11 protein-coding genes, 2 tRNA genes and 1 pseudogene are annotated in these 13840 nt (G+C 61.1%); 11 read left to right on the forward strand and 3 right to left on the reverse strand.

Annotated features, from left to right (window positions below; translation table 11 throughout):
• The coding region (locus tag D3872_RS22530) for a hypothetical protein (RefSeq protein WP_147373969.1) at positions 1–337 on the reverse strand (337 nt) is incomplete at its 3' end.
• Between the two features lie 285 nt (positions 338–622).
• Here D3872_RS22530 and carA point away from each other — a divergent pair.
• From carA to D3872_RS22550, 4 genes are all read left to right on the forward strand, one after another.
• The gene (gene carA / locus D3872_RS22535; RefSeq protein ID WP_119812893.1) at positions 623–1813 is read left to right on the forward strand and encodes a glutamine-hydrolyzing carbamoyl-phosphate synthase small subunit; all 1191 of its coding nucleotides are present in this window, start codon (positions 623–625) and stop codon (positions 1811–1813) included.
• Complete coding sequence (carB, locus tag D3872_RS22540; RefSeq protein ID WP_119812875.1) at positions 1806–5036, forward strand: carbamoyl-phosphate synthase large subunit; 3231 nt, start codon at positions 1806–1808, stop codon at positions 5034–5036. The genes carA and carB overlap by 8 nt, the downstream gene beginning before the upstream one ends.
• Positions 5037–5127: 91 nt before the next feature.
• Entirely contained in the window at positions 5128–5607 is a 480-nt protein-coding gene (gene greA / locus D3872_RS22545) for a transcription elongation factor GreA (protein ID WP_119812876.1), read from the forward strand.
• Complete coding sequence (locus tag D3872_RS22550; RefSeq protein ID WP_119812877.1) at positions 5607–6068, forward strand: DUF4149 domain-containing protein; 462 nt, start codon at positions 5607–5609, stop codon at positions 6066–6068. The genes greA and D3872_RS22550 overlap by 1 nt, the downstream gene beginning before the upstream one ends.
• A 56-nt stretch (positions 6069–6124) precedes the next feature.
• Here D3872_RS22550 and D3872_RS22555 read toward each other — a convergent pair whose 3' ends face one another.
• Positions 6125–6592, reverse strand: a complete 468-nt coding sequence (locus D3872_RS22555; protein ID WP_119812878.1) for a YhbY family RNA-binding protein — start codon at positions 6590–6592, stop codon at positions 6125–6127.
• 40 nt (positions 6593–6632) lie between these two features.
• On the opposite strand from D3872_RS22555, the gene D3872_RS22560 reads away from it, so the two are divergent.
• The 7 genes and pseudogenes from D3872_RS22560 (at position 6633) to D3872_RS22590 (ending at position 12401) form a co-directional block, all read left to right on the forward strand.
• Positions 6633–7319 (forward strand): RlmE family RNA methyltransferase, encoded by a 687-nt coding sequence (locus tag D3872_RS22560; protein ID WP_119812879.1) that lies wholly within the window; start codon positions 6633–6635, stop codon positions 7317–7319.
• A gap of 162 nt (positions 7320–7481) precedes the next feature.
• Entirely contained in the window at positions 7482–9365 is a 1884-nt protein-coding gene (gene ftsH / locus D3872_RS22565) for an ATP-dependent zinc metalloprotease FtsH (protein ID WP_119812880.1), read from the forward strand.
• A 101-nt stretch (positions 9366–9466) separates the two neighbouring features.
• Positions 9467–10303: a dihydropteroate synthase gene (gene folP, locus D3872_RS22570; RefSeq protein ID WP_119812881.1), complete on the forward strand. Its 837-nt coding sequence runs from the start codon at positions 9467–9469 to the stop codon at positions 10301–10303.
• Between the two features lie 22 nt (positions 10304–10325).
• Complete coding sequence (gene glmM / locus D3872_RS22575; RefSeq protein ID WP_119812882.1) at positions 10326–11663, forward strand: phosphoglucosamine mutase; 1338 nt, start codon at positions 10326–10328, stop codon at positions 11661–11663.
• A gap of 109 nt (positions 11664–11772) precedes the next feature.
• A tRNA-Pro gene (locus D3872_RS22580) sits at positions 11773–11849 on the forward strand.
• A 74-nt stretch (positions 11850–11923) separates the two neighbouring features.
• A tRNA-Arg gene (locus tag D3872_RS22585) sits at positions 11924–12000 on the forward strand.
• Between the two features lie 70 nt (positions 12001–12070).
• Positions 12071–12401: pseudogene (locus D3872_RS22590) on the forward strand (VOC family protein).
• A 25-nt stretch (positions 12402–12426) separates the two neighbouring features.
• On the opposite strand, the gene D3872_RS22595 reads toward D3872_RS22590, so the two are convergent.
• The gene (locus tag D3872_RS22595; protein WP_119812883.1) at positions 12427–13839 is read right to left on the reverse strand and encodes a hypothetical protein; all 1413 of its coding nucleotides are present in this window, start codon (positions 13837–13839) and stop codon (positions 12427–12429) included.
• Between the last annotated feature and the right edge of the window lies 1 nt (position 13840).

Genomic DNA, 13840 nt, shown 5'->3' on the forward strand with positions numbered 1-13840 from the left:
TTACCAAAATCTCCCGCCCCTTGATGAAGCCAACCTGCTGCAGGCTAGCGGCGTCACAGTTGAGCTTGTTGACCGTCGGCGCCAGGTTGACCATCCGGTCGTAGGCCTTGAAGACCTTGTCCTTCCACATTGCCAGCGCGGAATCGTTGAACTTGTTGTTCTCGAAATAGATCATCACGGTGCCGTCGAGATTGCCGAAGCCGCACAGGCCGGAGCCGTTCTTCATTGCCATGCGTACCGCTTCGTTCGCGTCGGGCCCCGGGACAAACACGCCCGCGCGGCCGCCTGCCGACGGCCGTTCCATCGGCGTGTCCATGCCAAAAACTGTTGTTGCCATTGATTTGATGTTCCTGTTGCAATTGATTGATGGGGTAAATGCCCGAAGCATAACTCTTCTATTGAGATCGGTGAAATTTCAATGCCGATGCCATCGGGGGCGATTGCCGAGAAGGGCGGTTTGCGCTATAATTCGGAGGTTTAGCCATTCATTACACCTACCGTAGCGACTACCCACCATCCCTCATTCAACTTGACCTCTTGCCCTCTGAGTGAAGCTGCTCGGGTAATGCAGGTTGTCGGTCTGACGTGGCGCAACTACGGTAACTTTATCAAGGAGTTGCCCTTGCCGCCATTTTTTTCTGGCCCCGCCGTACCCGCCATCCTGGCCCTCGCAGACGGGACAATTTTTAAAGGTTTTTCCATTGGCGCCGCCGGCCATACGACCGGAGAAGTGGTATTCAATACCGCGATGACCGGTTACCAGGAAATCCTGACCGATCCGAGCTACTCGCGACAGATCGTTACCCTGACCTATCCGCATATCGGAAACACCGGCGTCAATCTTGAGGACGTCGAAGCGACCAAAGTCCACGCCGCAGGCCTGATCATCCGCGACCTGCCGCTGATGGCGTCCAATTTCCGTACGACGCAGTCCCTGTCCGATTACCTGAAGTCCGAAGGTATCGTCGCCATCGCAGGTATCGATACCCGCAAGCTGACCCGTATCCTGCGCGAAAAAGGCGCGCAGAGCGGCGCCATCCTGGTGGGCACCCAAGGCGTGGAGCCGAAGGAATTGCAGGCGCTCGAGCTGGCGCGTTCCTTCCCCGGCCTGTCGGGCATGGACCTGGCCAAGGTCGTGTCGACCCCCACCGCCTACGAGTTCACCGAAACCGAGTGGAAGCTGGGCGAGGGCTACGGCAAGCTGACCGATCCTAAATTCCATGTGGTCGCCTTCGACTACGGCGTCAAGAAAAACATCCTGCGCATGCTGACCGAGCGCGGTTGCAAGGTCACCGTGCTGCCGGCGCAGTCCACCGCGGAAGACGCGCTGGCGCTGAAGCCAGACGGCATCTTCCTGGCCAACGGTCCCGGCGACCCGGAGCCATGCGATTACGCGATCAAGGCGACCAAAGAGCTGATCGAGCGCGGCATCCCGACCTTCGGCATCTGCCTCGGCCACCAGATCATGGCGCTCGCTTCCGGCGCCAAGACGCTGAAGATGAAGTTCGGCCACCACGGCGCCAACCACCCGGTGCAGGACCTCGATTCGAAGAAGGTGATGATCACCTCGCAGAACCACGGCTTCGCGGTCGATGCGGGCACCTTGCCGGCCAACTGCCGCGTAACCCACGTGTCACTGTTCGACGGTTCGCTGCAGGGCTTCGCCCGCACCGACAAGCCGGCCTTCTGCTTCCAGGGCCACCCTGAAGCATCGCCAGGACCGAACGACGTAGCCTACCTGTTTGACCGCTTCATCAGCCTGATGCAAGCGAGCGGAGAAAAAGTAAATGCAGGGGAAAAAGTAAATGCCTAAGCGTAGTGACATTAAAAGTATTCTGATCATTGGCGCGGGCCCGATCATCATCGGCCAGGCTTGCGAGTTCGATTATTCCGGCGCACAGGCGTGCAAGGCGCTGCGCGAAGAGGGCTACAAGGTCATCCTCGTCAACAGCAACCCGGCGACCATCATGACCGACCCGGAGATGGCCGATGTAACCTACATCGAGCCGATCACCTGGAAGGTCGTCGAGCGCATCATCGCCAAGGAGCGTCCTGACGCGATCCTGCCGACCATGGGCGGCCAGACCGCGCTGAACTGCGCGCTCGACCTGCACCGCCACGGCGTGCTGGAGCAGTACAAGGTGGAGCTGATCGGCGCGACGCCGGAAGCCATCGACAAGGCCGAGGACCGCTCCAAGTTCAAGGAAGCGATGACCAGGATCGGCCTGGGTTCGGCGCGCTCGGGCGTGGCGCACTCAATGGACGAGGCGTGGGGCGTGCAGCGCGAGCTGGGCTTCCCGACCATCATCCGTCCTTCGTTCACGATGGGCGGCACCGGCGGCGGCATCGCCTACAACGAAGAAGAATTCGAAACGATCTGCAAGCGCGGCCTGGAAGCGTCGCCGACCAAGGAACTGCTGATCGAAGAATCCCTCATCGGCTGGAAAGAGTACGAGATGGAAGTGGTGCGCGACAAGGCGGACAACTGCATCATCATCTGCTCGATCGAAAACCTCGACCCGATGGGCGTGCACACCGGCGACTCGATCACCGTCGCTCCTGCGCAGACGCTGACCGACAAGGAATACCAGATCATGCGCAACGCCTCGCTGGCGGTACTGCGCGAGATCGGCGTCGACACCGGTGGCTCCAACGTGCAGTTCTCGATCAACCCGGTCGACGGCCGCATGATCGTCATCGAGATGAACCCGCGCGTGTCGCGTTCGTCGGCGCTGGCGTCCAAGGCCACCGGCTTCCCGATCGCGAAGGTCGCGGCCAAGCTGGCGGTGGGCTTCACCCTCGACGAACTGCGCAATGAGATCACCGGCGGCGCGACCCCGGCCTCGTTCGAACCGTCGATCGACTACGTCGTCACCAAGATCCCGCGCTTCACTTTCGAGAAGTTCCCGGCGGCCGACCAGCACCTGACCACCCAGATGAAATCGGTGGGCGAGGTGATGGCGATCGGCCGTACCTTCCAGGAGTCGTTCCAGAAGGCGCTGCGCGGCCTCGAAGTGGGCGTCGATGGCCTGAACGAGAAGACCAAGGACCGCGAGAAGATCGAAGAGGAACTGGGCGAGCCCGGTCCTGAGCGCATCTGGTACGTGGGCGACGCGTTCGCCCAGGGTTTCACGCTGGACGAGGTATACCAGCTGACCCGCATCGATCCGTGGTTCCTGGTGCAGATCAAGGAAATCGTCGACATTGAACTGTGGCTCGACACCCAGAAGCTGGAGCAACTGGACAAGCCGCTGCTGTACAAGCTGAAGCAAAAGGGCTTCTCCGACCGCCGCCTGGCCTTCCTGCTGCAGACCACCGATACCGCGATCCGCGCGAAGCGCCACGAGATGGGCATCCGTCCGGTGTACAAGCGCGTGGACACCTGCGCGGCCGAGTTCGCGACCGACACCGCGTACATGTACTCCACCTACGACGAAGAGTGCGAGTCCAAGCCGACCGACAAGAAGAAGATCATGGTGCTGGGCGGTGGTCCTAACCGTATCGGCCAGGGCATCGAGTTCGACTACTGCTGCGTGCACGCGGCGCTGGCGATGCGCGAAGACGGCTACGAGACCATCATGGTCAACTGCAATCCGGAGACCGTGTCGACCGACTACGATACCTCCGACCGCCTGTACTTCGAATCGCTGACGCTGGAAGACGTGCTTGAAATCGTCGACCTGGAAAAGCCGGTCGGCGTGATCGTGCAGTACGGCGGCCAGACCCCGCTGAAGCTCGCGCTCGACCTGGAAAAGAACGGCGTGCCTATCATCGGCACTTCGCCGGACATGATCGACGCGGCCGAAGACCGCGAGCGCTTCCAGCAAATGCTGCAGGCGCTCGGCCTGCGCCAGCCGCCTAACCGCACCGCGCGCACTGAAACCGAAGCACTGGCGCTGGCGCAGGAAATCGGCTACCCGCTGGTGGTGCGTCCTTCCTACGTGCTGGGCGGCCGCGCGATGGAAATCGTGCACGAGCAGCGCGACCTCGAACGCTACATGCGCGAAGCGGTCAAGGTGTCGAACGACTCGCCGGTGCTGCTGGACCGCTTCCTGAACGATGCGATCGAGTGCGACGTCGACTGCATCTCGGACGGCGAAACCACCTTCATCGGCGGCGTCATGGAGCACATCGAGCAGGCAGGCGTCCACTCGGGCGATTCGGCATGCTCGCTGCCGCCTTACTCGCTGTCGCAGGAAACCATCGATGAACTGAAGCGCCAGACCGCGCTGATGGCCAAGGGCCTGAACGTGGTTGGCCTGATGAACGTGCAGTTCGCGATCCAGAAGCAGGTGGTGGACGGCAAGGAGCAGGACACCGTGTTCGTCCTCGAGGTGAACCCGCGCGCTTCGCGCACCGTGCCGTTCGTGTCCAAGGCCACCGGCCTGCAGCTGGCGAAGATCGCCGCGCGCTGCATGGTTGGCCAGACGCTGGCGCAGCAGGGCATCACGAAAGAAGTCGTGCCGCCTTACTTCAGCGTCAAGGAAGCCGTGTTCCCGTTCGTGAAATTCCCAGGCGTCGACACCATCCTCGGACCTGAGATGAAGTCGACCGGTGAAGTCATGGGCGTCGGCCAGACCTTCGGCGAAGCGTTCGTGAAGTCGCAGATGGGCGCCGGCGTCAAGCTGCCGGAATCGGGCAAGGTGTTCCTGTCTGTTAAATCGTCGGACAAGCCGCGCGCCGTGAAAGTCGCGCGCGACCTGCACGATATGGGCTTCCAGATCGTGGCGACCAAGGGCACCGCGGCCGTCATCAACGCGGCGGGCATCGCCTGCCAGGCGGTCAACAAGGTGATTGAAGGCCGTCCGCACGTGGTGGACATCATCAAGAACCACGAGATCTCGCTAGTGATCAACACGGTGGAAGAGAAGCGCAGCGCGATTGTGGACTCGCGCGCGATCCGGATTTCGGCTTTGGCCGCCGGCGTGACGACATACACTACAATAGCGGGTGCGGAGGCTGCGGTCGAAGGCATGCGCCATCTCGACGAGTTGCGCGTGTACGATTTACAAGGCCTGCATAAAACCTTAAACTAAGTACGAAGCAGCATTACTAACCACAGAGCTCGCGCGGCTTTTGTCTCGCGGGCTCTGTGGTTTTCCATTTTCCAGTTGAGACTCGAACGACATGAACAATACAGTTCCACTTACTAAATACGGCGCAGAACTGCTCAAGGAAGAGCTGCACCAGCTCAAGACGAAAGAGCGCCGCGTCGTGATCGAGGCGATCGCCGAAGCGCGTTCGCACGGCGACCTGTCTGAAAATGCCGAATACGACGCGGCCAAGGAGCGCCAGGCGTTTGTCGAAGGCCGCATCGCGGAACTGGAAGGCAAACTGAGCTCGGCCCAGGTCATCGACCCGGCCACCCTCGACGCCGAAGGGCGCGTGGTGTTCGCATCGACCGTGTTCCTGGAAGACCTGGACAACGGCCAGAAGGTGGCCTACCAGATCGTCGGCCTGGACGAAGCCGACCTGAAGCTGAACAAGATCTCGGTGACCTCGCCGATCTCGCGTGCGCTGATCGGCAAGTACGCCGGCGACGTGGTGGAAGTGCAGGCGCCGTCCGGCCCGCGCGAATACGAAATCCTCGAAGTGAAGTACATCTGATGCTGATTCCGCGCCTGCGCCTCCTGGTTGCTGCGCTGTGGGCGGGCAGCCTGTGGGCGGTTGGCTACCTGGTGGCGCCGACCTTGTCGGCGACGCTGGCGGACCGCAAGCTGTTTGGCACCATCGTTGGGAGCATCTTCAACAGCCAGGCATGGCTGTCGGTGGGCTGCGCGGCGGCGATGCTGGTGCTGGTGTTCATGGCAAAGGCGGTCGACGGCAAGCGCAGGCGCACCTTGTACTGGCTGGTACTGGCGATGCTGGCGTGTACGGTGCTGGGATATTTCGGCATCCAGCCGATGCTGGCCACGTTGCGCGCAGCGGCGGGACCGCAGGAAGTGATGGCGTCGGAGCAGCGGACCTTGTTCGGGATCCTGCACGGGGTGTCGGCGGTGTTCTACCTGGTGCAGAGCGTGCTTGGTGCGGTGCTGGTTGTAAAGGCGGCAGAGGCGAACTTCAAATAAAAAACGTAGGGCGCCGAGCCTTGCGCTTATCCGCCCTACGGGTTTAACCCACGGGTTTAACCGAGGGTATTCTTCTTCGTACTGGTCTGGCGTGGTTTTGCGCGCTTGATATTGCCGCCGGCCGTAACCCGCTCATTACCCTTGATCATGACCTTGGTCACGCTCGGGCGCTTGGTGCCGCTGGCGCTGGCCTTGACGATGGTGACTTCGCGCATGCCTTTGCCTGCCTTGCTGCTGCGCTCCTTGGCCACTTCCTTCTTCGGTCGGTAGATGACGAGCAGCTTGCCAATGTGCTGCACCGGTGCGGCGCCGAGTTCTTCGCAGATGGTCTCGTACATCTCGACGCGCGCTTCGCGGTCGTCGCCGAATACGCGAACCTTGATCAGGCCATGCGAATCAAGGCTGGCGCCGATCTCTTTCATGACCGAAGGGGTGAGGCCGGCTTCGCCGATGATGACGACAGGCTTGAGTCCGTGGGCTTCGGCGCGCAGTGCGCTGCGCTCGACGGGGGTAAGTTTTTGCATAATTTTTTAAGTAATCCTTTAAAAGCAGTATTCTACGCGAATGGCAAAGAACAAATTAAACAAAAACTGGTTGCACGACCACATAAACGATCCCTATGTCAAATTGGCACAAAAAGAGGGATACCGTGCACGCGCCGCGTACAAGTTGAAGGAAATCGACGAAGCGGAAAAGATCATCAAGCCGGGCCAGGTCATCGTCGACCTCGGTTCGACGCCGGGCAGCTGGAGCCAGTACGTGCGGCGCAAGCTGTCGGGCAAGGAGGGCGGGGGCATCAACGGCACGATGATCGGCCTCGACATGCTGCCGATGGAACCGATCGCCGACGTGGACTTCATCCTGGGCGACTTCCGCGAGGCGCGCGTCCTGCGTCAGCTCGACAAAATTCTGGAAGGGCGCAAGGTCGACGTGGTGTTATCCGACATGGCGCCGAACCTGTCCGGCATTCCGACCGCCGACGCGGCCCGGATGGAGCATCTTATCGACCTGGCAATTGAATTCTCCCAATTCCATTTGAAGCCGCCAGGCGTTCTGGTCGTCAAATGTTTTAAGGACATGGGATTCAGCCAGATTGTCGAAACATTCCGGCGCGAGTTTAAAGTTGTCAAACAAGTCAAGCCGAAGGCAAGCCGCGACAAGTCGTCGGAAATATTCCTGGTCGGCCGCGGCCTGAAAAGCCCAACGGAAAAGAATCTGTCCGCCGAGGACGAACCTGCCCTTGATATCTGAGTCCGCACCCGCACATCAGCCGAAGGAAAACCGCGCCTGGCACGGTTTTTCGGCGGTTTTTTGTCCCGGATCGCGGGCGCTCATAGCGTGGCCTGCTGATTGCGGGTAGAATCGGCCTTCTATATTCGGTAAAGAGATGCCTACGGCATCGGAGGAGTTTTCGTGAATAATATGTTTTCCAAGTCCGCCATCTGGGTGGTCGTCGCGCTGCTGCTGTTCATGCTGTTCAAGCAGTTCGACACTACTAGCGTTGCCGGCGGCAGCAAGTCCATCGCTTATTCCGAACTGCTCGATGAGGTCAAGGCGCGCCGCATCAAGGACGTGGTAATCGAAGGCGCAAACATTACCGCAACCCGGGTCGACGACTCCAAAGTACGCTCGACCGCCACCATGCTCGACCGCGGCCTGATCGGCGACCTGCGCGAGAACGGTGTGCGTTTCGACATCAAACCGCCTGAGGAACCATCGTTCCTGCAACAAGTATTCATTTCCTGGTTCCCGATGCTGTTGCTGATCGGCGTCTGGGTATTCTTCATGCGCCAGATGCAGGGCGGCGGCAAGGGAGGTGCTTTCTCCTTTGGCAAGTCCAAAGCGCGCATGATGGATGAAACCAACAACAACGTCACCTTCGCCGACGTCGCCGGCTGCGACGAAGCCAAGGAAGAAGTCACCGAAATCGTCGACTTCCTGAAGGACCCGACCAAGTTCCAGAAGCTGGGCGGACGCATTCCGCGCGGCGTGCTGATGGTCGGCCCTCCGGGTACCGGTAAAACCCTGCTGGCGCGCGCCATCGCGGGCGAAGCGAAGGTGCCGTTCTTCTCGATCTCGGGTTCCGACTTCGTCGAGATGTTCGTCGGCGTCGGTGCAAGCCGCGTGCGCGACATGTTCGAAAACGCCAAGAAGCAATCCCCTTGCATCATCTTCATCGACGAGATCGACGCTGTCGGCCGTCACCGCGGCGCCGGCATGGGCGGCGGCAACGACGAACGCGAACAGACGCTGAACCAGCTGCTGGTCGAGATGGACGGCTTCGAGGCAAGCTCCGGCGTGATCGTCGTGGCCGCCACCAACCGTGCCGACGTGCTCGACAAGGCGCTGCTGCGCCCGGGCCGTTTCGACCGCCAGGTGGTGGTAGGCCTGCCGGACATCCGCGGCCGCGAGCAGATCCTCAACGTCCACATGCGCAAAGTGCCTATCAGCACCGACGTCAAGGCCGACATCCTGGCCCGCGGCACTCCTGGTTTCTCGGGCGCGGACCTGGCCAACCTGGTCAACGAAGCGGCGCTGTTTGCCGCTCGCCGCAGCAAGCGCCTGGTCGAAATGAGCGATTTCGAGGACGCCAAGGACAAGATCTACATGGGTCCGGAGCGCAAGTCGATGGTCATGCGCGAGGAAGAGCGCCGCAACACGGCTTACCACGAGTCCGGCCACGCCGTGATCGCCAAGCTGCTGCCGAAGGCCGACCCGGTCCACAAGGTCACCATCATGCCGCGCGGCTATGCGCTCGGCCTGACCTGGCAGCTGCCCGAGCATGACAGCCTGTCCGGCTACAAGGACAAGATGCTTGAGGAAATCTCGATCCTGTTCGGCGGCCGTATCGCGGAAGAACTGTTCGTCGGCCAGATGTCCACCGGCGCGTCGAACGACTTCGCCCGCGCCACCAAGCTGGCACGCTCGATGGTCACCCGCTTCGGCATGAGCGACGTGATGGGTGTAATGGTCTACGAGGACAGCGAGAACGAAGGCTTCTTCGGCGGCGCTACCAAAACCATTTCGGAAGCGACCCAGCAACAGGTCGACGCCGAGATCCGCGCCATCCTCGACAAGCAGTACGCGCTGTCGCGCCGCCTGCTGGAAGAGAACCGGGACAAGGTCGAAGTGATGACCAAGGCGCTGCTCGACTGGGAAACCATCGACGCCGACCAGATCAACGACATCATGGCCGGCATCGAGCCACGTCCGCCGAAATTCGACGTGCCCGTCAAGCGTACGCCACCGGGCAGCGGCCCGGGCGACGTGTCGCCAAACGCGACCGCACCGGCGTAAATACCCGATTCGTCAGAAGCTTTATAATGCCGTTCAGCTAATTACTGAACGGCATTTTTAATTCTCCCAGCGCAAAATCTCACGCTTTCTCACTTTTCCGAATGCCACAATTTCTGCAATGCGGCCGCTACGGCTTCGACCTCGACACCGGTACGCTGGTGATGGGCATCCTTAATGTCACGCCTGATTCCTTCTCCGACGGCGGGCGCTTCCAGTCGCTCGAGTTCGCGCTGTCGCACGCGGAAGAAATGATCGCCAACGGCGCCGACATGATCGACATCGGCGGCGAATCGACCCGGCCAGGTTCACCGGCCGTGTCGCTGGACGAAGAACTGCGGCGCGTAATTCCGGCCGTGTACGCCTTGCGCGGCCTTGGCAAGCCGCTGTCCGTGGACACGTACAAGGCGGAAGTCATGCGCGAAGCGGTGCTGGCCGGCGCGGACATGATCAACGACATCAACGGCTTCCGTGCGCCGGGCGCGCTCGAAGCCGTTTCCGACAGCGACTGCGGCCTGTGCGTGATGCACATGCAGCGCGATCCGGGAACGATGCAGCAGAATCCCGGGTACGGCGACGTGGTGGCGGAGGTGACGGACTTCCTGCGCCAGCGGGTCGATGAAATGGTCGCGGCCGGCATTGACCGCAAGCGCATCTGCATCGACCCGGGCTTTGGTTTCGGCAAGACGGTTGAACACAACTACGCGCTGCTGCGCAATATCGGCACGATGCAGCAGGAGCTTGGCCTGCCGGTGCTGGCCGGCCTGTCGCGCAAGTCGATGATCGGCGCGGTGACCGGCAAGCCTGTGGAGCAACGATTGGCAGGGAGCCTCGCGGGGGCATTGGCTGCGGTAGCGCATGGCGCTAGAATCGTGCGCGTTCATGATGTAGCCGAGACTGTTGACGCTCTCAAGGTCTGGCAGGCTGCATCCACCAACTAATTATCATAAAAAAAGAGAAATCATGGCACGTAAATATTTTGGAACTGACGGTATACGCGGTCTGGTCGGCGTGGCTCCGATTACCCCTGACTTCGTCATGCGCCTCGGCTACGCAGCCGGCAAGGTGCTGTCACGCAACGGCTCGGGTTCCGGCCGCCCGACCGTCCTGATCGGCAAGGACACGCGCATTTCCGGCTACATGCTCGAAGCCGCGCTAGAGGCCGGCTTCTCGGCGGCTGGCGTCGACGTCCAGCTCGCTGGCCCGATGCCGACTCCGGCGATTGCCTACCTGACCCGCGCGCTGCGCCTGTCGGCCGGCGTCGTGATTTCGGCATCGCACAACCCGTTTCAGGACAACGGCATCAAGTTCTTCTCGCAGTACGGCACCAAACTGCCGGACGCGGTGGAACTGGAAATCGAAGCCGGCATCGACCAGCCGATGGAATGCGTTCCCGCCGAGCAGCTCGGCCGCGCCAAGCGCCTGGACGACTCGCAAGGCCGCTACATTGAGTTCTGCAAGAGCACGTTCCCGAACGAGCTTGACCTGCGCGGCATGAAGATCGTGGTCGACTGCGCGCACGGCGCGGCCTACCACATCGCGCCACACGTGTTCCATGAACTCGGCGCCAAAGTTATCCCGATCGGCAACACCCCGGACGGCTTCAACATCAACGCAGGCTTCGGCGCGACCGCGCCGCAGGCGATGGCCGCTGCGGTGGTCCAGCACGGCGCCGACCTCGGCATCGCGCTGGACGGTGACGCCGACCGCCTGATCATGTGCGACTCGAAGGGCCGCCTGTATAACGGCGACGAGCTGCTGTACGTGATGGTGCGCGACCGCATGTCGGTCGGCCCGGTCGCTGGCGCGGTTGGCACGCTGATGACCAACATGGCGCTGGAAGTGGCATTCAAGGAACTCGGCGTTGGCTTCGCCCGCGCCAAGGTCGGCGACCGCTACGTGCTGGAAGTCATGCAGGAGCGCGGCTGGCTGTTCGGCGGGGAGGGCTCCGGCCACCTGCTGGCACTCGACAAGCACACCACCGGCGACGGCATCGTTTCCGCGCTGCAGGTGCTGTCGGCACTGAAGCGCAGCGGCAAGTCGCTGGACAAGTGCTGCAGCGAACTGACGCTGTATCCGCAGACGTTGATCAACGTGAAGGTTCCCGCCGGTTTCGACTGGACCAAGAACGCGGCAATGGTCGCTGAAAAAGAGAAGGCCGAAAAGGAGCTGGGCGACGCCGGCCGGGTGCTGATCCGCGCCTCCGGCACTGAACCTTTGATTCGCGTGATGGTCGAAGCTAAAAACCAGCAGCTGGCCGAGACCATGGCCCGCCGCATTGCCGACAAAGTAACAGCGTAATATAAAGGAGTGGCAGGGAAGGCAAGCCTTCCCACTCCCCAACACAAGTTTCAAAAACTTTTCCCCGCAACATTGACCCCACGTTTTCGGCGCAGTATAATTGAGTCTTCGGAGTGTGGCGCAGTCCGGTAGCGCACCTGGTTTGGGACCAGGGGGTCCAAGGTTCGAATCCTTGTACTCCGACCAAGTTAAAAGGACGGGCTGTCATTAAGTTGGCGGCCCGTTTTTCTTTTCCGCGATGCTTTCTGCATCACGACACACTGCCCATAGCTCAGTTGGATAGAGCATCAGCCTTCTAAGCTGAGGGTCGCAGGTTCGATTCCTGCTGGGCAGGCCAAACAGCACAAAGCAGTACCCTGATCGTTTCACATTCATCACGCTGGACTATTCACGCAGGAGACATTCGAATGGCGCATTCAGTTACACCTTTCTTAATGTTCGAGGGTACTGCCGAAGTAGCAATGCGATCCTACGTCGCACTGTTTCCCGATTCCGAAATCAAGCAGGTCGAGCACTACGGAGCCGGCGAGCCGGGCCCCGGCCAAACACGCCTTCACTTTTACTCCGTCGGTATCGCTTTTCGTCGAATGCCAGGATGACGCCGAGTTCAATAGGGTATTCGGCGAGCTGTCAACGAATGGCCAGGTTTTGATGCCACCTGATAAATACGGATTCAGCAAGAAATTCGCTTGGGTAAACGACCGTTTTGGCGTGTCGTGGCAAATCAATCTGCAATGACGCTGCACTCCCTCGGGGAGGTGAATTAATTTGGATTGGAACCCGCGGGGCGCAACAAGACTGCGCCACGAAGGACGGGATCTTCATTGCTGATACAGAGTATCGGCGCGTCGCGTTCCAGCACGTGGTGCCGGGCAAGGGCAAGCGCCGTAATGAACGGAACCGCACCGCAAGTGCCGCTCGAAACGCCAACGCTGACGATATCCGCTGCCGCATCCAGCTGTGGCATCGCCGCCGACGCGAAGCCCATCAGCTCCAGTGCGCGGTTGGACCGGTGTCCAGTGTCTGCGACGATCATCGCAACATCAGCTGGGGTCGTTTGACTATGCTTGAGGGCGCGCTCCGCGAGCTCGCCAAGCGACTTGGAATCAGTGCGTTTGCTGTCATCCGCCGACGAATCGCGCTGTGTTTCACATACTTGATCCACCAGGGCATAGACAGCATCGTCGACCGCCCGCGCCTGGCGCAGGTCAGTCACCAGCAAGCCGGCCGCGCCTTCACCGGGGATCAGGCCGTGCGGCCGCGATGGGGTGAACAGCGATGCGCTGCCAGCCCACTGGGCCACGCTTTCTTCGCCGATATGGGATGCGCACGCAAGGACAATCGCAGTCACAGGAGCATTGCCACCTGCAGCTTGATTTGCAAGGCGGCCGAGTACACCTGCCGGCGTTGCTCCATCCGGAGTGTCAGGCGCCAGGGTTATTTGTGCGGCTGGCCATCCGAACTGCGCCACTGTGTGCTTGAGCCACATTCCGGCGGCGCGTCGTTGCTCGCTTCGCCATGCCGGGGGCAGAATTGGTACAAGGTGGAGCGTCGTCGGCACGCCTTCGGCCGGAATCAAATCACCCGCAGCATGGCTGGCCAGTTCGCCAGCCACGGCGGTTGCCAGTGTGATCGCTCGCCATTGTTCGTCATTGAAGTACGGCTCCGGCACGCTGTTCTGAACCAGCCATTCGGTGATTTCTTCCTGCAGGGCATCGTCGCGGGCGCCATCACTGCGTGCGGTCATGAGCGGGAACCCTTCGCCGTCGACCAGGTCCGGGTCAAGATCCGCCCGTGCCTTGTTATCCGCGATAGCGATGGCTAGTTCCTCAGGCGACGTGCCGAGTGGCGAGCGGATTGAAGCCGCCAGGATGGCTAGCGGCGGCGTGCCCGGCGATACTTCCGCCGTCATGGCAGGTTGTGCCGCCGTTGCTACGACCGGTGCTGCCGGTCGCGCCGCAGTCAATTGGCGGCCGATCCAGAACGCCAGCAACAGGCCCGCAGGGAGCGCAACCAAATACAGCAGCAGATCGATGGTGTCGGGCGTGCTGGCACTCGAGCGCCAATGCCAGATGGCGCCAGCCCAACAGACGCCGACAATGGGAACCGCCAGCAGACTGCCTTTAAGCCATCCGGGAATTGGGCTCGAACCGCCGAGCGAGGTAGTCGAAATCATC

This window comes from Massilia cavernae (genome assembly GCF_003590855.1).
GTDB lineage: Bacteria > Pseudomonadota > Gammaproteobacteria > Burkholderiales > Burkholderiaceae_D > Telluria_A > Telluria_A cavernae.

Coding starts and splice junctions, on each gene's coding strand:
- carB (WP_119812875.1), top strand. CDS start 1,806: ATGCCTAAGCGTAGTGACATTAAAAGTATTCTGATCATTGGCGCGGGC.
- greA (WP_119812876.1), top strand. CDS start 5,128: ATGAACAATACAGTTCCACTTACTAAATACGGCGCAGAACTGCTCAAG.
- D3872_RS22550 (WP_119812877.1), top strand. CDS start 5,607: ATGCTGATTCCGCGCCTGCGCCTCCTGGTTGCTGCGCTGTGGGCGGGC.
- D3872_RS22555 (WP_119812878.1), bottom strand. CDS start 6,592: ATGCAAAAACTTACCCCCGTCGAGCGCAGCGCACTGCGCGCCGAAGCC.
- D3872_RS22560 (WP_119812879.1), top strand. CDS start 6,633: ATGGCAAAGAACAAATTAAACAAAAACTGGTTGCACGACCACATAAAC.
- folP (WP_119812881.1), top strand. CDS start 9,467: ATGCCACAATTTCTGCAATGCGGCCGCTACGGCTTCGACCTCGACACC.
- glmM (WP_119812882.1), top strand. CDS start 10,326: ATGGCACGTAAATATTTTGGAACTGACGGTATACGCGGTCTGGTCGGC.
- D3872_RS22595 (WP_119812883.1), bottom strand. CDS start 13,839: ATGATTTCGACTACCTCGCTCGGCGGTTCGAGCCCAATTCCCGGATGG.